The organism is Sphaerisporangium sp. NPDC049457, assembly GCF_055586705.1.
In genome coordinates, this window is record NZ_JBVJHR010000005.1 from 122,221 (window position 1) to 141,858 (window position 19,638).

A 19,638-nucleotide genomic window follows, 5' to 3' on the forward strand; every position below is an offset into this window, starting at 1 on the left:
GGTCACTCGTTCAAACGCATTAGACGTGATCTGTGCGGACTTGAGATAGCCTTTCCCACCATGCAGTGTTGTTTCGGACTCCCTCAGGTCGCCACGTGAGCGGATACGATCTCGCGGTCATCGGCCTCGGGTACGTGGGCATGCCCCTCGCCAAGGAGGCCGCAGGCGTCGGCATGCGTGTCGTGGGCCTGGACATCGACCAGCGCAAGGTCGACGCGCTGACCTCCGGCCACTCGTACATCGATGACCTGAGCGACGCCGACCTGGACGCGATGCTGACGAGCGGGTTCACCGCCACGCTGGACCAGTCGGTCCTGGCCGGCAGTGACACCATCGTCATCTGCGTGCCGACCCCGCTCGACGAGGACCACCGTCCCGACCTGTCGGCCGTGCGCGGCGCGGTCGAGTCGGTGGGTCGTTACCTCCAGCGCGGCGCGCTCGTCGTCCTGGAGTCGACGACCTACCCCGGCACCACCGACGACGTCGTGCGCCCCATCCTTGAGGAGGCCTCCGGCCTCACCGCGGGCGTCGACTTCCACCTCGCCTTCTCGCCCGAGCGCATCGACCCGGGCAACCCCAAGTTCGGCCTGCGCAACACGCCCAAGGTCGTCGGCGGCTACACCGAGGCCTGCCGCGACCGCGCGGCGGCGTTCTACGGCCGGCTGGTCGAGCAGGTGGTGACGGTCGGCGGCACCCGCGAGGCCGAGATGGCCAAGCTGCTGGAGAACACCTACAGGCACGTCAACATCGCGCTGGTCAACGAGATGGCCATCTTCTGCGACGAGCTCGGCGTGAACCTGTGGGAGTCCATCGAGGCGGCCGCCACCAAGCCGTTCGGCTTCCAGAAGTTCCTGCCCGGCCCCGGCGTCGGCGGGCACTGCATCCCGGTGGACCCCTCCTACCTCTCCCACGCCGTGCGCAAGCTCGGCTACCCGTTCCGCTTCGTGGAGCTGGCGCAGGAGATCAACGAGCGGATGCCGGCGTACGTCGTGGCCCGCGTGCAGCGCCTGCTGAACCGGGCCAAGAAGCCGGTGAACGGCTCGCGCGTGCTGCTGATGGGCGTCACCTACAAGCCGGACATCGCCGACGAGCGCGAGACGCCCGCGGTGCCGGTCGCCCGCGCGTTCCGCGACCTCGGCGCCGAACTGGTCTTCGCCGACCCGCACGTCAAGCGATGGGCGGTCGACGGGGTCGAGGTGCCGCGCGAGGACGATCTGGCGGCGGCGCTGGAGAGGGCGGACGTGACCGTGCTCCTCCAGCAGCACTCCGAGTTCGATCTGGACATGGTGCAGAAACGAGCGCATCTACTTCTCGACACCCGGGGCGTCCTCACCGAGGGCGATCGCGTCGAGCGGCTCTGACGGGCGGAGGGTCGGCGCGTGCACGTGCTTGTCATGACGGTGGTCCACCACCCTGAGGACGCCCGGATCCTGCACCGGCAGATCCGCGCGCTCGTGGACGCCGGTCATGTGGTCACGTATGCCGCGCCCTACACCGCACGCGGTGTCGTGCCGCGGTCGTGGGTCACCGGGGTCGATCTGCCGAGGGCCGCCGAGCGCAAGCGCCTGGCGGCCGTGCGGGCGGCGCGCCGGCTGTTCAAGAGCCTGCGCGGCCAGGTCGACCTGGCGCTCATCCACGACCCCGAGCTGCTGCTGGCGGTCGCGGGCGTGCGGCGGCGCCCGCCGGTGGTGTGGGACGTCCACGAGGACACCCCGGCGACCCTGTCGCTGAAGCCCTGGCTGCCGTCCTTCCTGCGGCCACCGACGCGGTTCCTCGCGCGCATGCTGGAGGGCACCGCCGAGCGTCACCTGCACCTGCTGCTCGCCGAGACCGCCTACGCGGGCCGGTTCCGGCAGGCGCATCTGGTCGTGCCGAACGAGACCTGGGTGCCCGACCACGTCAGCGAGCCGTCCGACGACCGGGTGGTGTACCTGGGGTGGCTGTCGGAGGCCCGCGGCGTGCGCGAGGCCGTGGAGGTGGGCCGGCTGCTGCAGCCGCACCGCGTCGCGGTGGAGCTCATCGGCTACGCCGACCCGCAGAGCAGGCCGATGCTCAACCAGGCCGTCGCCGACGGGGTGCTGGAATGGCGCGACTTCATGCCCAACGACGAGGCGCTCAAGCGGCTCGACGGGGCGCTGGCCGGGCTGTCGCTGCTGCACGACGAGCCCAACTACCGCCACTCCATGCCCACCAAGATCGTCGAGTACATGGCGCACGGCATCCCGGTCATCACCACTCCGTCGCCGAGGGCGGTCGAGCTGGTGGAGCGTTACCAGAGCGGCGTGGTGGTGCCCTGGCGCGATCCACAGGCCGTGGCACGGGCGGTCCTGCGCCTGCGGAACGATCCCGAGGCGCGCAAGGCGGCCGGCGCGCGCGGGTACGCCGCCGCGCGGGCGAACCACCACTGGCCGAACTCGGCGCGCAGATTCGTCACGCAGCTCGAGGCCTGGGCCGGTGTGAAGAAATAGGCCCCCGGACGCCGCCCGCCGGGCGGGACAGGCCCGTACGCGGACGCGCCGGGACGGCGATGCGGCGCCGATGGATCTTTATCAGCGCCACAACTTAAGGACGGTAATCTCCTGAAGGTGCGCGGCCTCACACTGTTGCTGGGTGCGGCCCTCCTGGCCGCTGTCGCGGCGATCGTCATGATCCTGCCGGACTCCTCCGGCGGCTCGGGGACCGCGGCGTCGACCCCGGCGCCGAAGACGAAGACGGCGAGTCCCACGCCCTCCACGAGCGTGTTCAGCGATCCCTGCGGAACGTTCGACACCACCACCCCGACGCCGTACGCCGTCACCGGTTACTGGCTCGTCCCGACCTCCGACCACTGCACCTGGCGCAGGCAGCTCCAGGCCATCCACCGGGTCGGCGGCGACACCGTCGTCCGTCTCGGGTTCGGCCTGCAGCCGCGCGCCGTGGACGGCGACGGGCGCGTCCTGGACGCCGCGGGCGAGCACCCCGACCCGCGCTTCGACAAGTGCCAGGAGAACGGCCTGACCTGCGTGCAGGCCGCGGAGTCTGCCCTGAAGGCGGCCAACCCCGGCAACCGCATCACCTGGACCTACGTCTACCGGACCGACGAGGCCTTCGGCCCCGACCTGTTCCGCTGCCCGCAGATGGAGCACACCATCACCATCGGGGACGAGGTGTACTACCGGGTGCTCACGCCCGACGACGGCTCGGACAACCCCACCTGCGACTTCACCTCGAAGGGGCTCGGCTACCACCTGATCCTGGTCGACGGGGCGCCCAATGACAGCCTCACCGAGATCCTCGACCTGGCCGACCGCTTCGCCATGAAGGTCTTCCCCGCGCTGCCCGTGGCGCCGCGCGACCGCGTCGAGCCGACCAGGGCGGACCCCCGGCACATCGGCACCCTCACCACGCTGACCCGGCGCGTCCTGCAGGACTACGGAGACCGCTTCAAGGACCGCGCCTCGCTCGGCGGGGTCTACCAGCCGTTCGAGCTGCAGATCAGAGACTGGCCCGACCCGTCGGTGGTGCCGACGCTGCAGGTCTACGCCGAGCAGCACGTCATCGTGCAGCAGGAGCTTCCCGGCAAGCCCATCATGGTCAGCCCGTACCTGGACGGGCGCAGGGCCAAGCAGTTCACCTCGACGCCGGCGCAGGTGAAGGCCGGGTTCAAGGCGCTCGCGCGCACCGGCGTCGGCATCGTCGCCCCGCAGGACAGCCGCGGCACGGGCAAGGTGGGCCTGTTCTGGCCGAACCTGAAGGGCCAGAAGGTCGACGAGCGGCTCAAGCCCGTGGTGGGCGACACCACCTATGGCAAGGCGTACTACGGGGCCACGCGGGACTACTACCGCGCCATGGCCGAGGCCCTCGCCGAGCTGCGCGCCGAGGGCGACGACGTCGAACTGTGGGCCAACGTCGAGGCGTTCGAGCCCTCGGGCGACGGCGCCTGCGAGGCGGGCGGCAAGCGGGGGACGACCGACAAGAAGCGCCTGGACACGGCGATCACCTTCGTGGGGCCGTACGTCTCGAAGATCATCTCCTACAAGTGGAGCAGCTTCTTCACCTGCGGCGACCCGACGCTCGCTGAGCAGGTCGCAGCCGACTGGAACCGGCCCATTCCCATCCAGGCCATCTCCGCCGAACGCGGCATCCAGGAGGGGGTGGAGATCCGCGGCTACAACGTGGCGGGCGCCAAGATCACGCTGAGCTGGTACGGGGGCCCCGAGCCGCGCGAGACGAACGCGGCCACCGCCGGGTGGTCCGACCCCTCGCCGATCCCCGGCCTGCCGGACGCCGTGCGGAAGGTCTGGGTGCCGGTCGACTGGGCGACGATCCCCAAGGACGCCTGGGTGCGCGTGGACGTGACCTCGCCGGACGGGCGGCGGAGCAACGCCCCGGTCTACCTCAATCGGGGCACATGACCCGGCCCGGCGGCGAAGACCGTCACGCCGTCCACGCCGATCACGCCGAATACGCCGATCACGCCGTCCACGCCGATCACGCCGAATACGCCGATCACATCGATCACGACGGCTTCGGCCGCCCGCACGCGGTCTTCGGCCCTCCGCTACCGGTGTAACGTGCGTGCCATGGTCCCGCGCATACCCGTCAGCGTGGATCTCGTCGTGCTGACCGTGCGCTTCCAGCAGCTCAGCGCTCTCGTCTGGCGGCGCGACCGCCCGCCGTACGAAGGGCGCTGGGCGCTCTCCGGCGGCTTCATCCAGCTCGAGGAAGATCTGCCGGCCGCCGCCTCCCGCGTCCTCGCCGAGCGCGCCGGTCTGCCGGGCGCCGCGGTGCATCTTGAGCAGCTGCGCACCTACGGCTACCCCGACCGTGACCCGCGTCAACGCGTGGTCAGCGTGGCCTACCTCGGGCTCGCGCCCGACCTGCCGGCCTCCACCGAAGCCCACATGAGCTGGCAGCCGGTGTCCTCGCTGGAGCTCATGGCCTTCGACCACCGGCGCATCATGCTCGACGGCATCGAGCGCGCGGGGGCCAAACTGGAGTACACCTCGCTGGGCGCGGCGTTCTGCCCCGAAGAGTTCACGGTGGCCGATCTACGGCGGGTGTACGAGATCGTGTGGGGTCGTCCGCTCGATCCGCGCAACTTCCACCGCAAGGTCACCAAGGCCGGCGGCTTCCTGGTGCCTACGGGCCGCACCACCACGCGCGACGGCGGCCGTCCCGCCATGCTCTACCGCCGCGGCCCCGCCGAGCTCCTCCACCCCCCGATGCTCCGCCTCGGCTGACCGTTTTCCACAGGAGGCATGGCCGGAGGCCTCACGGCCTTCGCCGCGTCATAAGGTATGGCCATGCCGCGTTTCCGCCCGATCCTCGACGAGCTCCCCGCCTACCGGCCCGGCAAGGCCGTGGTCTCCGCCGACGGCCGCTCCTTCAAGCTGTCGTCCAACGAGACCCCCTACGAGCCGCTGCCCTCGGTGGTGGAGGCGATGGCCGCCGCCGCGGCCGAGGTCCACCGCTATCCCGATCCCGCGTGCGTGCGGCTCACCGAGGCCCTGGCCGAGCGTTTCGGGGTGCCGCCCGAGCACATCGCGCTGGGCGCGGGCTCGGTGACCGTCGCCCAGCAGCTCTTCGCGACCGTGAGCGACCCCGGCGCCGAGGTGATCTACGCCTGGCGCTCCTTCGAGGCGTATCCGCTGCTCGCCGACCTCGCCGGGGCCGTCTCGGTGCGGGTGCCCCTGGCCGGCGAGACCCACGACCTCGCGGCGATGGCGGCGGCCATCACCCCCGAGACGCGCATGATCTTCGTGTGCAACCCCAACAACCCGACCGGCACGGTCAACCGCGCCGCCGAGCTCACCGCGTTCCTCGACCGGGTCCCCGGCGACGTGCTGGTCGTGCTCGACGAGGCCTACCGCGAGTACGTCCGCGACGACGACGTCCCCGACGGTGTGAGTCTGTACGCCGACCGGCCGAACGTCGCCGTCCTGCGCACCTTCTCCAAGGCGTACGGCCTGGCCGGCCTGCGCGTGGGCTATCTCATCGCCCACGAGCCCGTGGCCGCGGCCGTGCGCAAGACCACGGTCCCCTTCGCCGTCAACAGCCTCGCCCAGGCCGCGGCGGTGGCCTCCCTGGCCGCGGAGGCCGAGCTGCTCGACCGCGTCGAGACGGTCGTCAAAGAGCGCACGCGCGTCCGTGAGGCGCTGCTCGGCCAGGGCTGGCAGGTGCCCCCCACCGAGGCCAACTTCGTCTGGCTACGCCTCGGCGAGCGCACCCTCGAGTTCGCCGGCCGCTGCGCCGTCGACGGCGTCGCCGTCCGCCCCTTCGCGGGCGAGGGCGTCCGCATCTCCATCGGCTCCCCCGAGGCCAACGACACCTTCCTCGCCGCCGCCGAGTCCTTCCTCGCCTCCTGACCGCCCCCGGGGGCAGGGGTCAGGAGCGGGTGAGCTGGGGTCTGCGGGGGTGGTCCGAGGTCTGCGGTGAGTGGGCGTGGCGTTCGGTGGAGACCACCAGGGCGACGCCGATGACGATCACCACGCCTCCGGCGATCATCTGCCAGGTGACCTGCTCGTGCAGGATCACGAAGCCGAGGAGCACCGCCACCACCGGGTTGACGTAGGCGTAGGTCGACACGAGCGAGATGGGGGCGTTGCCGAGCAGCCAGATGTAGGACGTGAAGCCGATGAGCGAGCCGGCCAGCACCAGATAGGCGAGCGCCAGCCACGAGCCGGCGCTGACCTGGTCCAGGTGCAGGCGTTCGCCGAAGGCCGTGCCGGCCACGAGCAGTCCCGCGCCGCCGATGGTCATCTCGACGGTGCTGGCGACGAACGGGTCCTTCGGCATGGGGATCTTGCCCGACAGGAACGACCCGGTCGTCCACGACAGCGACCCGGCGAGGACGATCACGATGCCCATCGTGCTGTTGGATCCGCCCCCGCTGAGCGAGAGGCTCGCCACGCCGCAGAAGCCGATGAGCACTCCGGCGAACGACAGCAGGTGAGGCCGGTCGCGCGCGATCACGCGGAAGACGATGAGCCAGAAGGGCACCGAGGCGACCAGGAGGGCGGCCAGGCCCGACGAGATGTGCTGTTCGGCGACCGCCACCATGCCGTTGCCGCCGCCGAGCAGCAGCAGGCCGACGAGCCCGGCCCCGCACACCTGCCGGGCGTTCATGCGCAGGACTCCCGGCCCCTTGCGCAGTGCCAGGAAGCCGCCGAGGATCACGGCCGCCGAGACGAAGCGCAGCCCGGCGCTCATCAGCGGGGGAATGGTCTCGATCGTGATCCTGATGGCGAGGTAGGTCGACCCCCACACGACGTACACCGCCGCGAGCGCCGCCCACACCTTGATGTCACGAGTGTTCTGGACCATAGCTCATGACAATATCCATCACCCGGGGGCCGGCACACGCGGATATCAGACCTTGAGATGCGCCCCGGCGCGGCCGCCGGCCGTCACCTGCGCCACCGGTTTGCGCCGATGATTCAAAGGCGTTTTCTCCACAGGCTGTGGAAAACCGGCGGTCCAGGGGGAACGTACTGTTCTCCTGGTTCAGATGCGGAAATGTAATAATCCGTAGGCTTTGCAGCGTCAGTTATCCACAGGCTGTGGACGACGCGGCGCCGCTGGCGCCGCGAAATGACGGCCGTCACCCCGTCGTTCCAGGCCGCGGACCGCCCGCCCCACACGGGCGGCCCGCCGCAGGAGTCAGCGTGGGCCGAGCTTCTCCACGATCAGACGGTAGAGCTGGCGCGGACGGCCAGGCTGCGGGGTGCGATTCGGCGGGAGCGGCCACGCGAGTCCCTCGTCGACCAACGTGCGCAACAGCCGCCGGGCCGTGCGGGGAGTCACTCCGAGCATCCGCCCGGCGCTCTCCGCGTCCACTATCGTGTCTCCGCCTTCCAGCTTGGCGGCCAGCCTCGCCAGCACCTCCACGCCCTTCGGCCTGCCCTGCCCCGGCGCCTGCGGAGGCATCCGCGGAGCGGGGACGAGCGTGCGCCCCTCCCGGTCGACCGCGAACCCCTGCGGCTGCTTGCCGGCCTGCGAACGGGCCAGCGCCGCCCTCGCGTGCGTCTCGGCGTCATGGGTCGTGCGTCCCATGCCGACGCCGACCTCCACCGCGAGCCCGAGCTCGTCGCGGATCCGCGCCGCGAAGGGCAGGACCCGGAAGCCGTCGGTCGCCGCGGCCATGGAGCCGCGCGTCGCCGTCACCAGGTAACTGTGGTCGTCGATCGCCCATACGGCGGCGTTCATCCGATTGGCCTCCTGCACCAGCAACCGGTGCAGGGACAGCCGCAGCTCGTCACGCCAGTACCTCGGAGCCGCCCGCCGTACGGGCTCGCGTAACGTCGGCACCTCGATGAGCACCACCGTCAGCTGCGACTCCTCCAGCCTGTGGTGGGCGCCGAGCAGCGCCGCGGTGTGCAGCGCGCTGCGCACCGCAGCCGAGGTCGGGCGCACCCGCACGGTCGGCACCCCGGCCGCGGACAGCCGGTCGGCCACCGCGGGCAGGCACGTCAGCGCGCCCGTGGTGGTGCCCTGCCTGACGAGCCGCTCGTGGTAGGCCGCGACGGTGCCGGTCGCTCCCGGCTCCTCCCGGGTCTGCACCCCTCCCGTGGGCATGCCGAGGTCGGCGTAGGCCTCCTCGACGTCGGAGCGGCTCAGCAGGTCGACGCTGACCCTGCGCGGGTCGATGCGCTCGTCCAGTGCCGCCCTGGCCAGCGCCGCGGTGAGCGCCGGGCCGCCCAGCTGGACGTACGTCGCCGGGATCGTCAGCACCCCCGACCGCCGGGCCAGTTCGTACGGCACCGGGCTCGCGAACAGGCAGGCGTCCACCCCCGGACCGAGCCGTACCACCTTGTCGGCCGCCTCCTGTTCGTCCCGGTAGGCCGCGGCGACCAGCCGGCACGGAACCGGAGCCGCCGCATGGCCCATGAGCATCACCCGTTCGACCAGGTCGTGAGGCCCCACCACCCCGATGGTGAGGTCCGGGCCCGATGCGCCCACACGTGATCCTCGCGGAGTTTCTTCGGCCCTTTCGACCAATGTTCGTCCCATCCCGCCATACCTTCGATGGAGGCGACCGCGCCGCGCGGCACCGGCGGACAAAGTGTCCGGCCCGATGAACGCCCGGCGTGGCCTCCTCGCGAAATCCACTGGTCGAGTCCGCCTCGCGGGGGGCGCCGATCAGGCCGCCGGAAGGCGGCATGCGGCGTTCCCGGCTCGGGTTCGTCTCCCATCCGGTCTAGTCCTCTTTGGAACGATCGCTCGCCAAGGCACTAATGTCACGCCCGGATTTGCCGGAAAGCGGCTCTCCCATGCCGAGCAGGCATGGCGAAGATGGTCATAAGAACAGGTCAGAGGCGGTTTACGGGCTCAGTCAGGTCGTAGGGGAAATCTCTCTTACCACATCTCCACCCAGGGCCTTCATGCGCGCCGCGAGGTCGTGGTGGCCGCGGTCGATCAGGTAGCCGGGCGAGACGACGGTCTCTCCGTCGGCCGCCAGGCCCGCGAGCACGAGCGCGATGCCCGAACGCAGATCGTGCGCCGTCACTTCGGTTCCGGTCATCGAGGTGGCGCCGTGGACGACCGCGCGGCTGCCCTCGACCTCGATGTTGGCGCCCATCTTGTTCAGCTCGCCCGCGAGCGCGAACCGCCCGTCGAAGATGCGCTCGTGGATGTAGCTCGCCCCGTCGGCCAGGCACGCCACCGTCATGATCGGTGACTGCAGGTCGGTGGCGAACCCGGGGTAGGTGTCGGTGATGACGTTGATCGGGCGCAGCGGCCGGTCGCGCCGCACGTGCAGCACCGCGCCGTCGGTGGCGAACTCGACGCCCATCTGCTCAAGCTTCCAGCGCACGACGCCGAGGTGCGCCAGGGACGCGCCGACCAGGTTGACCTCGCCGCCGGTGATGGCGGCGGCCATCGCGAACACGCCGGCGTCGAGCCGGTCGGGCATGACGCGGTGCTCCACGGCGGTGAGCTCGTCGACGCCCTCGACGGTGATGAAGCCGGTGCCGCCGCCGCTGATGCGGGCGCCCATCTTGGTGAGCATGTCGATGACGTCGAGGACCTCGGGCTCCAGGGCCGCGTTCTCGATGATGGTGGTGCCCTTGGCGAGCGCCGCCGCCATGATGAGGTTCTCGGTGCCCGTGTGCGAGGGGGTGTCGAGGTACAGCGGGGCGCCGGTGAGGCCGGCGGCCTTGACGTGGATGACGCTCTCGCCCTCGTCCACGACCGCGCCGAGCCGCTTGTACCCCAGGTAGTGGAAGTCGAGGTTGCGGCTGCCGAGGTTGCACCCGCCGACGCCCTCGATGACGGCCTCGCCAAGGCGGTGCAGCAGCGCCGGGACGAACAGCACCGACCCGCGGAACCGGCGCGCGATCTCGGCGGGCAGCACCGGGCTGGTGAGGCGCGAGGCGTCGATGACCAGCGTCCGCTCGGCCTCGTGCAGCTCGACCTTGGCGCCGACGGACTCGGCGAGCTCCACCGCCCGCCGGACGTCCTCGATGATCGGCACGTTGCGCAGAACCGTGCGGCCGTCTGCGGCCAGCAGCGCCGCGCCGATCATCGGGAGCACGGCGTTCTTGGCTCCCTGGATGAAGGCGGTTCCACGCAGGGCGTTGCCACCGCGCACGCGGTATCGGACCATATGAAGAGGCTCCTCGGAATCTGGTTTATGACGCGTCTGTCAAGCGGACGGCGGCAAAGTTATCCGCCCACAGTAGCCGTTACGGGATGCCCGTCCGGCCAATTCGGCGCCACTCCGCTACCCCGCGCAGCGCTGATCAATCAACGTGTCGAAGGGGTCGTCGAGGAGTCCGGCGACGCGGCGTGCAGCAGGGTGTTGGCGCGCTGGTCGACGAACCGCGTCACCACCTGCTGGGCGTATCCGAACACCATGGCCCACACCAGGATCGAGGTCTGCGAGCTGAGGCCGCCGAACCCGGGGACGAAGCCCGAGTTGAGGATGAGCAGCCCGACGATCGCCGTGGCCACGCCCGCGGGCGCCTTGAGCAGGTTCTGGGCGACCGCCAGGGAGTAGCGGGTGGACAGCTCAGAGCGGGTCGACAGGCTGGTGGCCGTGGCGAGCGCCGCGCCGAGCATCCCGATGAGCGCGACGAGCGGCACGTCCCCGTGGGTGGGCATGCCCGCGCCGGTCGGGCACGCCCGGTCGCCCATGTCGCGCGGCCCCAGCATCGCCAGCAGCGTCCCGTTGCCGCACATGGGGATCGCGTTGGGCCAGATCGCCCCGACGGTCACCAGCCCGGCGACGATCAGCGTGAGGGTGGCCACCCCGCCGAGGAGCAGGTTGCGGAAACTGCGCACCCGGCCGCTCTCGATCGACGCCATGCCGTAGGCCGCCCTGAGCACCGCCTGCAGCAGCGACCGGTCGTGCTCGTCGATGTCGCCCGCGGCGACGCGCGCGGTGAGCACCACGAGCCGCGCGTCGTCGGCGGGCAGGTAGGCGCGGCCGGTGGCGAGCACCTCGGGGGCGCGCGCGTTGAGCTCGCCGGCCGGGAGCAGCCCGTACAGCAGGATGGTGGCGCCGTAGATGTTGGACCAGGCCGCCTCGATGGCCTGCCCGGTCAGCCAGCGCCGCCAGCCCTGCCGCTCCCGCGTGTACCTCGCGGCGGCCCGCAGGTGGCGTTCGATGGCCGTGTGCAGCGACCGCAGCCCCGGCTCGTCCGGCCGGGCGGCCAGGCACCGCCCGGCGTCGGCCTGGATCTCCTGGCCGCGCGAGGCGATGTGCACCCGCCACACGCCGGGCCAGCGCAGCATCTCCTTCTCGCTGAGCCCGATGTAGTCACCGAGCCCGCCGCCGTCCTCGGCCTCGCGGGCGGCGTCGCGGGCGTTTTCGTGTCCGCCTTCGTCCTCGGCCTCGCGCGCGTCGCGGGCGTTCTCGCGTCCATCGGCGTCGCCGGGACGATCGCCTTCGCCTGGACGGGCGCCCTCGCCGGGGCGGTCGCCCTGGTCCGGCGCTCGGACGCCAGAGGCGCCTCGTCCGTCGCCGGACGCGTCGTCCGATCGCACGGCCGGGTCGGCTGCCATACGCTCCTCCAGGGTTCGCCCGTCTCCCTGGGCTTATCGCGACCCGCGGCCCCCGCGCTACCTCTTTGCGATCATCGGTGGCCTTTTGCGATCACCGCCGGCTCAGGCGCGGGCGGCGATGTCGGACCGGTGGTGCGAGCCGCGCAGCTTCACCAGCTCGACCTGCGCGTACGCGGCGGCGCGCGCAGCGGCGATGTCCGCGCCGGTGCCGACGACGTTCAGCACCCGCCCGCCGGCCGACACGACCCGCCCCTCGGCGTCCAGCGCGGTGCCGGCGTGCAGGACGTAGGCGTTCTTCGCGGCAGGGTCGAGCCCTTCGACGAGGTCGCCCTTGACCGGGTCGGCCGGGTAGCCCTCGGCGGCGACGACCACGGTGACGGCCGCGCCGTCGCGGAAGCGCGGCGCGGGCCGTCCGGCGAGGGAACCGGTCGCGCAGGCGAGCAGCAGCTCGGCGAGCGGCGTCTCAAGACGGTCGAGCACCACCTGGGTCTCGGGGTCGCCGAAGCGGGCGTTGAACTCGATGACCTTGGGCCCTGCCTTGGTGAGGGCCAGCCCGGCGTACAGCACACCGGTGTACGGCGTGCCGCGCCGCGCGAGCTCGCCGATGGACGGCAGGACGATGTCGTCCATGACCTGCTCGGTGAGGCCGGCGGGCGCCCACGGCAGCGGCGTGTAGGCCCCCATGCCGCCGGTGTTCGGACCCTGGTCGCCGTCGTAGGCGCGCTTGAAGTCCTGGGCGGGCTGCAGCGCGACGGCGGTCGTGCCGTCGCACAGCGCGAACAGCGACACCTCGGGCCCGTCGAGGTACTCCTCCACGACGACGCGCCCGCAGGCCGCCGCGTGGGCGAGCGCCTCGGCGCGGTCGGAGGTCACCACGACCCCCTTGCCGGCCGCCAGGCCGTCGTCCTTGACGACGTACGGCGCGCCGAACGCCTCCAGCGCGGCCTCGGCCTCCTCAGGGGTCGTGCACACGCGGGCCCCGGCCGTCGGCACGCCGGCGGCCACCATGACGTCCTTGGCGAAGGCCTTGGAGCCTTCGATGAGGGCCGCCTCCTTCGACGGGCCGAAGCACGGGATGCCCGCCGCGCGGACGGCGTCGGCCACGCCGGCCACCAGCGGAGCCTCGGGGCCGACGACGACGAGCTCGGCGCCCAGGCGCCGGGCCAGCTCCACGACCTGCCCGGGATCGGTGGGCACGACCGGGTGGAGCGTCGCCACCGCGGCGATGCCCGCGTTGCCGGGAGCACAATGGAGGTCGGACACCGCGGGGTCGAGGCCCAGGGCACGGCACAGGGCGTGCTCGCGGCCGCCGCTGCCAATCACAAGAACGCGCACGTGGGGAGTCTACGGGCCAGGTCTGGGGTCACCGGACGCCGCGGTCGTCGCCGCAGGTCGCGCGGGATGGCACCCGTCCAGGGAGCGATGAATGGCCGGTGTTCACAGGCCGCGCGGCCACCTTTTGTCGACTTCTGCATGATCGAGCGATCGCGGGGGGCTGTAAGCTGAGGGCTGAAGCCTGCCTGTGGTAAGTTAGGGCGGCTTTGGGCCGTCTCTCGGGAGATTGGAGGTGGAATCGGGATGACATCTGGTGATCCCAGCAGTACGTGCTCGCGCACGTACGTCGTGCGCACACCCGACCACTCCAATTCGGTGTCCGACTGAGAGCCACACGCCTGTTCTTCTTTGCGACGTTCGTCGCTCTAACTCTCTTTTCGCGCGTGGGTTCCCGATGTCGGGCGGGAAGGGACCGCCATGCGCTCGTCCACTCTTTTCCAGCGGATCAACCTGCACCCGCGCACCACCCACGTGCGGCTCGGCGCCTCCGTGCCGGTCGGCGGGGTGCGCCACGAGCCGGTGAACGGTCGTTGCGTTCCGCCGCGTGACTCCCTTGTGCAGTACGGCGCGTACATCGCCGGCAAGCGCGTCCACGTGTCCGGCATCCCGGAGGCCGTCAGCCTGGTGCGCGAGCACAACGCCGCCTCAGAGAACGGCGGCGCCTACGTCTGGGTCGGCCTGCACGAGCCCGAGGCTCCCGAGGTCGAGTGGCTGGCCGAGGTCTTCGGCCTGCACCCGCTGGCCGTGGAGGACGCCATCAAGGCGCACCAGCGGCCCAAGGTCGAGCGTTACGGCGACTCGCTGTTCGTCGTGCTGAAGACCATCGCCTACCTGGAGCACGACGAGCTGACCGCCTCCAGCGAGATCATCGCGAGCGGCGAGATCATGGTGTTCGTCGGCCCCGACTTCGTGGTCACCGTGCGCCACGGCGAGCACTGCCCGCTCGCGGACGTGCGCGGCCGCCTGGAGGACAAGCCCAAGCTGCTCGCCCGCGGTCCCTCCGGCGTGCTGCACGCCATCGCCGACCACGTCGTCGACCGCTACCTCTCGGTCGCCGACCAGATGCAGGCCGAGTTGGAGGAGGTCGAGGCGGCCGTCTTCGCCGACGTCAGCTCCCGTGACATCGGCCGCATCTACCAGCTCAAGCGCGAGATGATCGAGATGAAGCGCGCGGTGACGCCGCTGCAGACGCCGCTCGGCGCGCTGCCGCAGCGCCGCATGATCCCCTCAGAGATGCGCGAGTACTTCCGCGACGTCGTCGACCACCTCTCGCGGGTCTGCGAGCAGGTCGAGTCGTCGAACGAGCTGTGCAACTCCATCCTGCAGGCGGCTCTGGCCAGGTCCAACGCCCTCGCGAACGAGGACATGCGCAAGATCTCCGCCTGGGTGGCCATCATCTCCGTGCCGACGATGATCGCCGGCATCTACGGCATGAACTTCACCCACATGCCCGAGCTGAACGCCGTCTGGGGCTATCCCCTCGTCATCGGCGTCATGCTGGTCATCTGCTCCGTGCTCTACCGGGGCTTCCGCCGCAACAGCTGGCTCTGACCGGCGCGCCCGCTCCGCTTCCTGGCCGCGGACGCGCCGCGCCCTGTCAGACGGGCCAGGTCTCCTCGCGCCAGGCGGCGTCCCAGAACATCCACTCGTAGCGCGAGGTGGTGACGAAGTGCTCCAGCGCGCGGGCGCGCTGGCCGTCGGTCGCCTCGGCGCCCGCGTGGTCGGCGAGGGACACCACCCTGCGCACCACGCTCTGGAAGGTCTCGTCCCCGTAGGCGGCGATCCACCGGTGGTACAGCGGGTCGGGTGAGGACTCCTCCAGCAGCGCCTCGCCCACCCGGGCGTAGATCCAGTAACAGGGCAGCACCGCCGCGAGACCGTCCAGGAACGACCCGCCGTAGACGGTCGCCAGCAGGTAGCTGGTGTAGGCGCGCGTGGTCGGCCCGACCGGCTGCCCGGCGGCCGGCTCGGCCGGCCCGCCGAGGTCGGCCATGAACGCCGCGTGCATCTCCTGCTCGGCGGCGATGGCGCCCACCGCGTCGCTCGCGAACGCCCGCACGTCCTCCTCGCGGGGCGCCTTGGCCGCGCACAGGGCGAGGGCGCGGGCGTAGTCGCGCAAGTAGTGCGAGTCCTGCACGACGAAGTGGCGGAACGCCGCGCGCGGCAGCGACCCGTCCACCAGCCCCGTGATGAACGGGTGGCCGAGGATCGCCTTGTAGGTGGGCGTGATGGCCTCCCACAGCTCCTCGCTGTACGGCCGCGCCTGTGGAACGACGGATCCGGACATCCCCATGGAACAACTCCCTACGCCGGCATGACCCGGTCAGGTTCGAGCGGTCTGCGGCCGCCTCAGCCGCACTCTCAGCCCGGTGCGCCGGGCTCCCGCGTTCTGTCGTCCGGTCGAGCTTAGACCGTGCGCGACGGAGACCGGGAACGCCCGCGCCCTTGCCGGCCCGCACGGCGGCGGCCGGACGGACGCCCCGGAAACGTCGGTCCCGGCCCATAAGCTCGGGAGTCGTCCGGAGATGTTCGGGTCGGTCACGGCCCCGCGAGGCGTCCTCCATCGTGCATTCGGCACCCCTTCACAGCAGTGGATTCGGCACACCCTCACACCGAGAAAGAAGACGATGCTGTCTTTCGCCACCATCACCCGCGCCGCCCGCCCCACAGGCACTGTCCGCGCGGCCGTGAAACCCTCGCGTCCGGCCCCGCCGAAGGCCAGGCAGACCCGGCTCGACGAAGAGCTCCTCGGGCTTCTGGTGACCACCTGGGCCATCCGCACGGGCCGCACCCCACCGGCGCGCCCCCCGCACCAGCTCACCACCGACGAACTGATCGCATTCTGGGCCGACGACCACACCACCACCGGCGAACCCCGCTAAGCGCGTGAGCGATCGGTCCGATCAGGGAAGCCGCACCGCGTCCGCGTCAGACGGCGATGGTCGCCCCCGAATCGGCGATGGCCGATTCGGGGGCGACGTCGCCATGGACGCGCTGGAGATACTCCACGGCGTGCTCGGTGGCCGGGTCGTGGTTCAGCCGTTCGCGGTAGAAGTGGAGCCGCTCCTCGCAGTCGTCGATGATCTCGCTCCAGGTGCGGGCCCATATGCGGACGCCGCCCTCCCATTCAGCGATGCAACCGGGTGGACGGTTGGGCGCTTTGGCGTCACGTCGTACGACGTCGTCCATCTCTGCGGAAACCACCCAGAAGTCCCAGGAGACGCGGGCGTCGCGGAACTGCGGGTCGCCGGCCACGGCCTGGGCGTAGCTTTTGATCTGCGCCACCTCCAACTGGCCGATCTTGACTTTCGGAGCCTTGAGCTCGACGACGAGGTGCTCCCGCCCTGAACTGCCTCTGTGGGCCCTGCCCAGCATGAGATCCACGATCCCTCTGCTGCCGTCCTCCCGCCGGACCGGCTCGGCCCGTCCGTCCTCCGGCCGACGGCCCATCTCCTTCAGGTGACGTGCGAGTACCGCGTCCAGGCTCTGGTCGCTGACCATCAGCGCGTACGTGTCCCCGAAGATCCACGTCTCACGCTCGAGGATCTTGTGAAGTTCCCTGCGTTCCCTGACCGTCCTGCTGACATGCGGGTCGAAGACGAGCTGCTTGAGGGCGGCGAGGAAGTCCAGCCGGTCGCCGACCTGCCCCGTCGCCTTGATGACCTGGGAGAGGCTGGTCCGCTGGAGGATGCGCTTGAGTTCCTCCTGTTCCGACTGTGGCAGGCGGAACAGCTCGTCGAGCACGGGATAGAGGCCGCTGGGGTCGTGCGAGATGATCTCTCTGAGCAGTCGCAAGGTGGTCTTGCGGCTTTGGGCGGTGCCCGGAAGACGGCGTGCGATCGTGGTCGCCACTTCGTCGAACATCTGACGTTCGACCGCCTGCGCGGGCATGGCCGGCTCCCCGGTGTAGGGGTAGATTCCGTCGGCCTTCCACTCCTGGATGAGGCGAGTGCGCCGCTCGTGATCACGCTTTCTGAAGTGCCCGCGCAGGGTCTCACGCGCCGACTCCAGGAGTTCGGCCACCTCGTCCATGTCGGCCAGCGGCAGATAACCTCGCCGCTCGACGAAACCGTCCCACAACAGGTAGGCGGTGAAGTGATAGCCGGGGGCCTGGATGCCGGGTGAGGCCTCGTCCAGGACCACTCCGCTGGAGTCGCACAGGGCCAGAACCCGTCCCACGTTCTTGGGCCATTCGATGATACGGAGCCGAGGCTCACCCGATGCGGCCGTGTCGCGGCGAGGAACCGGGTACTCGGCCATGTCCGTCCACACCATCGCCGGGTCCAGCGGAGTGCCCTGGTAGGTGATGAGCACATCGGGATTGGCCGCCAGGAACGGTGCGAAGACGGAGGCGAGTTGCTGGGCGGTGTCCTCCTGCGAGAGCCAGCCGACGAAGTCCGCGGGTACCGAGGCTTCGACCCGTGTGCCACACGGCGTCTCCACCGTCTCGGGCTCGGATATCTCGAAGTCGGCGGGACGATCGACGACACCACTGATCACCGTGCGTTCTCTGCGGCCGTCGGTGGCCTCCGCGATCGTGATCCATCGGACCTGCTCGCCCAACGCGAAGACACGAAGACGGCCTTGTCCACTGCGCCCGTGCAAACCCCGCTTCAGGTGCGGTGAGACCTTCGCGGTCGTCTTCCACGAGCCGCCCAGGCCGCCGAAGTACCCGGCACACGAGGCGTTCGGCATACCGTGGCCGTCGTCCGTCACGCTGACCGACTCCACACCGGCGAGTTCGTTGACCTCAAGGTCGACGTAGACATGGCTCGCCTCGGCATCGAGAGCGTTCCAGATCATCTCTGCGACCGCGCCTACGGGGTCTTTCTGGCGTGCGAGGCGCAGGAGGTGGTCAGGTTTGGCCTCGATGTGAACGGTGCGCACCCGGTCACTATCTCAGATGACGTGCGGAAACAGCGCGCAGATCTGGGAGGACGTAGCACGGGCGACCTGACGGCCTCGTCGAGGGAGCGGGTGGACGATGACGGCCTCAGGGGATGATGTGGAGGCGGGGGCGGTGGTCGTGGATGCCTAGGAGTTCGCGGACGCGGGGGAGGTGCCAGGCCAGCTGTGCGGCGAGGGCGGGCATGGTGAGGCCGGTCTCGGCGGCGGCCAGGTCGAACGCCTGGCGAAGCAGCACGGGATGCTCCCCCGGGTAGCCGGTGATGGGCTCGTTGGCGAAGCCGGGCTGGTCGCGCAGCACGGCGAGGCGCTGGTAGGCGCGCCCGGCCGAGGAGTCCGACAGCAGGCCCACCTCGCGGCAGCGGTAGAGCAGGGAGTCGACCGAGACGCCCCAGGTGTTCTTCAGCTCGGCCAGTTTGCGCAGGTCGAGGCGGCGGGGAAGCTCGGGCAGGATGCTGTCGCGCGGGGTGAGGAACTCGGCGGCGAAGGTGTCGGCCTCGCGTTCCTGCTGGACGTCGCCCGCCGCTGTGTCGCCGTGCAGCACCAGGTGCCCGAGTTCGTGGGCGGCGGTGAAGCGATAGCGGTGGATGTCGTCGAAGCGGTTGGCGGTCAGGACGACGATCGGCCGCGGCAGGTGCGAGGTGGAGAACGCGTCCACCGTCGTGGCGTCCTCGTCGGGCGGAGGGAGGACGACGACGATGCCGTGCGCCTCCATGTGGCGGACGAGATGGGCGATCGGCCCGGCGCCGAGCGCCCAGCGCTCGCGCAGCGTACGGGCGGCCGCGGCCGGGTCGCGGGGCAGGTCGACCCCCGAGTGCACCTCGCCGCCGGAGAAGCCGGGCAGGTCCACGGGCGGTAGCTGGACGCGCTTCTCCAGCGCGTGGGTGAGCTCCCACACCTGTTCGACGAACGCGACCGCCTTGGCCCGCTGGTGCACCCGGGTGGAGCGCAGGCTGCGGAAGTGCGCCATGGACCCGTCGAGCTTGCCGTGCGGCCGCCCCGACAGGAAGAACGCCGCCGGCACGCCGAGGGCGCCCGCCAGGCGCGGGATCAGATCGGGCCGCGGGTGCGTCATGCCCGTCTCGTACTGGCCGATCGCCGCCGGGGTGACGCCCACGCGCTCGGCGAGGTCCTTCTTCGTCATCCCGGCGAGCCGGCGCGCCTGGGTCAGGCGTGCCTGGTCGAAGGCGTCGGCCACCGCCTGCGGGCTCGGCCCGCCGCCGCGGGCGCCGTGGTGTCTCATCGGTGGCCGGCCTTGGTCGTCTTCACGGTCGTCGGTCGTCGTTCCCACGTCGTCGGTCGTCGGTTCGTCTGTCTGTCTGTGTCTGTCGGCTTGGTCGGCCCGGTTGCCTGGCGGCTGGTCGGCCCGGTCGTCCAGTCGGTCCGGTCGCCTGGTCGGTCTGGTCGGCGCGG

At 70.9% G+C, this 19,638-nt stretch carries 16 protein-coding genes and 1 riboswitch; of the genes, 7 read left to right on the forward strand and 9 right to left on the reverse strand.

Features of this window, described 5'->3' with window-relative positions:
- The first annotated feature begins 95 nt into the window (after positions 1–95).
- From ACZ6QO_RS09875 to ACZ6QO_RS09885, 3 genes are all read left to right on the forward strand, one after another.
- Complete coding sequence (locus tag ACZ6QO_RS09875; RefSeq protein WP_465849351.1) at positions 96–1,361, forward strand: nucleotide sugar dehydrogenase; 1,266 nt, start codon at positions 96–98, stop codon at positions 1,359–1,361.
- 18 nt (positions 1,362–1,379) lie between these two features.
- Positions 1,380–2,468, forward strand: coding sequence for a glycosyltransferase (locus ACZ6QO_RS09880; protein ID WP_465849353.1), 1,089 nt, complete (start codon positions 1,380–1,382; stop codon positions 2,466–2,468).
- Positions 2,469–2,585: 117 nt separating this feature from the next.
- Positions 2,586–4,394 carry a DUF4434 domain-containing protein gene (locus ACZ6QO_RS09885; protein ID WP_465849355.1) on the forward strand — a complete coding sequence of 603 codons (1,809 nt, stop codon included), beginning with the start codon at positions 2,586–2,588 and terminating at the stop codon, positions 4,392–4,394.
- On the opposite strand, the gene ACZ6QO_RS09890 is transcribed toward ACZ6QO_RS09885, so the two are convergent.
- On the reverse strand, positions 4,373–4,501 hold the full coding sequence (locus tag ACZ6QO_RS09890) for a hypothetical protein (protein WP_465849357.1): 129 nt from the start codon (positions 4,499–4,501) through the stop codon (positions 4,373–4,375). The two genes, ACZ6QO_RS09885 and ACZ6QO_RS09890, sit on opposite strands and share 22 nt — an antisense overlap.
- 61 nt (positions 4,502–4,562) lie before the next feature.
- Here ACZ6QO_RS09890 and ACZ6QO_RS09895 point away from each other — a divergent pair, with 61 nt between their 5' ends.
- Positions 4,563–5,222, forward strand: coding sequence for an NUDIX hydrolase (locus ACZ6QO_RS09895; RefSeq protein ID WP_465849358.1), 660 nt, complete (start codon positions 4,563–4,565; stop codon positions 5,220–5,222).
- A gap of 63 nt (positions 5,223–5,285) precedes the next feature.
- Positions 5,286–6,347, forward strand: a complete 1,062-nt coding sequence (gene hisC / locus ACZ6QO_RS09900) for a histidinol-phosphate transaminase (RefSeq protein WP_465849360.1) — start codon at positions 5,286–5,288, stop codon at positions 6,345–6,347.
- A gap of 19 nt (positions 6,348–6,366) precedes the next feature.
- On the opposite strand, the gene ACZ6QO_RS09905 is transcribed toward hisC, so the two are convergent.
- From ACZ6QO_RS09905 to purD, 5 genes are all read right to left on the reverse strand, one after another.
- A complete protein-coding gene (locus tag ACZ6QO_RS09905; protein ID WP_465849361.1) occupies positions 6,367–7,305 on the reverse strand; it encodes an EamA family transporter in 939 nt (312 codons plus the stop codon).
- 336 nt (positions 7,306–7,641) lie between these two features.
- A complete protein-coding gene (locus ACZ6QO_RS09910) occupies positions 7,642–8,889 on the reverse strand; it encodes a transcriptional regulator (RefSeq protein ID WP_465849690.1) in 1,248 nt (415 codons plus the stop codon).
- 424 nt (positions 8,890–9,313) lie between these two features.
- On the reverse strand, positions 9,314–10,585 hold the full coding sequence (gene murA / locus ACZ6QO_RS09915; protein ID WP_465849362.1) for a UDP-N-acetylglucosamine 1-carboxyvinyltransferase: 1,272 nt from the start codon (positions 10,583–10,585) through the stop codon (positions 9,314–9,316).
- Positions 10,586–10,725: 140 nt separating this feature from the next.
- Positions 10,726–11,985: a hypothetical protein gene (locus ACZ6QO_RS09920; RefSeq protein ID WP_465849364.1), complete on the reverse strand. Its 1,260-nt coding sequence runs from the start codon at positions 11,983–11,985 to the stop codon at positions 10,726–10,728.
- Positions 11,986–12,087: 102 nt separating this feature from the next.
- Positions 12,088–13,320, reverse strand: coding sequence for a phosphoribosylamine--glycine ligase (gene purD, locus ACZ6QO_RS09925; protein ID WP_465849366.1), 1,233 nt, complete (start codon positions 13,318–13,320; stop codon positions 12,088–12,090).
- A gap of 417 nt (positions 13,321–13,737) precedes the next feature.
- Between purD and corA the strand changes: the two genes are divergently transcribed.
- Positions 13,738–14,871: a magnesium/cobalt transporter CorA gene (gene corA / locus ACZ6QO_RS09930; protein WP_465849367.1), complete on the forward strand. Its 1,134-nt coding sequence runs from the start codon at positions 13,738–13,740 to the stop codon at positions 14,869–14,871.
- Positions 14,872–14,917: 46 nt separating this feature from the next.
- On the opposite strand, the gene tenA is transcribed toward corA, so the two are convergent.
- On the reverse strand, positions 14,918–15,613 hold the full coding sequence (gene tenA, locus ACZ6QO_RS09935; RefSeq protein WP_465849368.1) for a thiaminase II: 696 nt from the start codon (positions 15,611–15,613) through the stop codon (positions 14,918–14,920).
- A riboswitch (TPP riboswitch) is annotated at positions 15,605–15,716 on the reverse strand. (Overlaps the previous gene by 9 nt.)
- Positions 15,717–15,947: 231 nt before the next feature.
- Between tenA and ACZ6QO_RS09940 the strand changes: the two genes are divergently transcribed.
- Positions 15,948–16,202 carry a hypothetical protein gene (locus ACZ6QO_RS09940; RefSeq protein WP_465849369.1) on the forward strand — a complete coding sequence of 85 codons (255 nt, stop codon included), beginning with the start codon at positions 15,948–15,950 and terminating at the stop codon, positions 16,200–16,202.
- Positions 16,203–16,248: 46 nt separating this feature from the next.
- On the opposite strand, the gene ACZ6QO_RS09945 is transcribed toward ACZ6QO_RS09940, so the two are convergent.
- Both ACZ6QO_RS09945 and ACZ6QO_RS09950 read right to left on the reverse strand, forming a co-directional pair.
- The gene (locus ACZ6QO_RS09945; RefSeq protein WP_465849371.1) at positions 16,249–18,207 is read right to left on the reverse strand and encodes an ATP-binding protein; all 1,959 of its coding nucleotides are present in this window, start codon (positions 18,205–18,207) and stop codon (positions 16,249–16,251) included.
- Between the two features lie 106 nt (positions 18,208–18,313).
- Positions 18,314–19,468 (reverse strand): helix-turn-helix domain-containing protein, encoded by a 1,155-nt coding sequence (locus tag ACZ6QO_RS09950; protein WP_465849372.1) that lies wholly within the window; start codon positions 19,466–19,468, stop codon positions 18,314–18,316.
- Between the last annotated feature and the right edge of the window lie 170 nt (positions 19,469–19,638).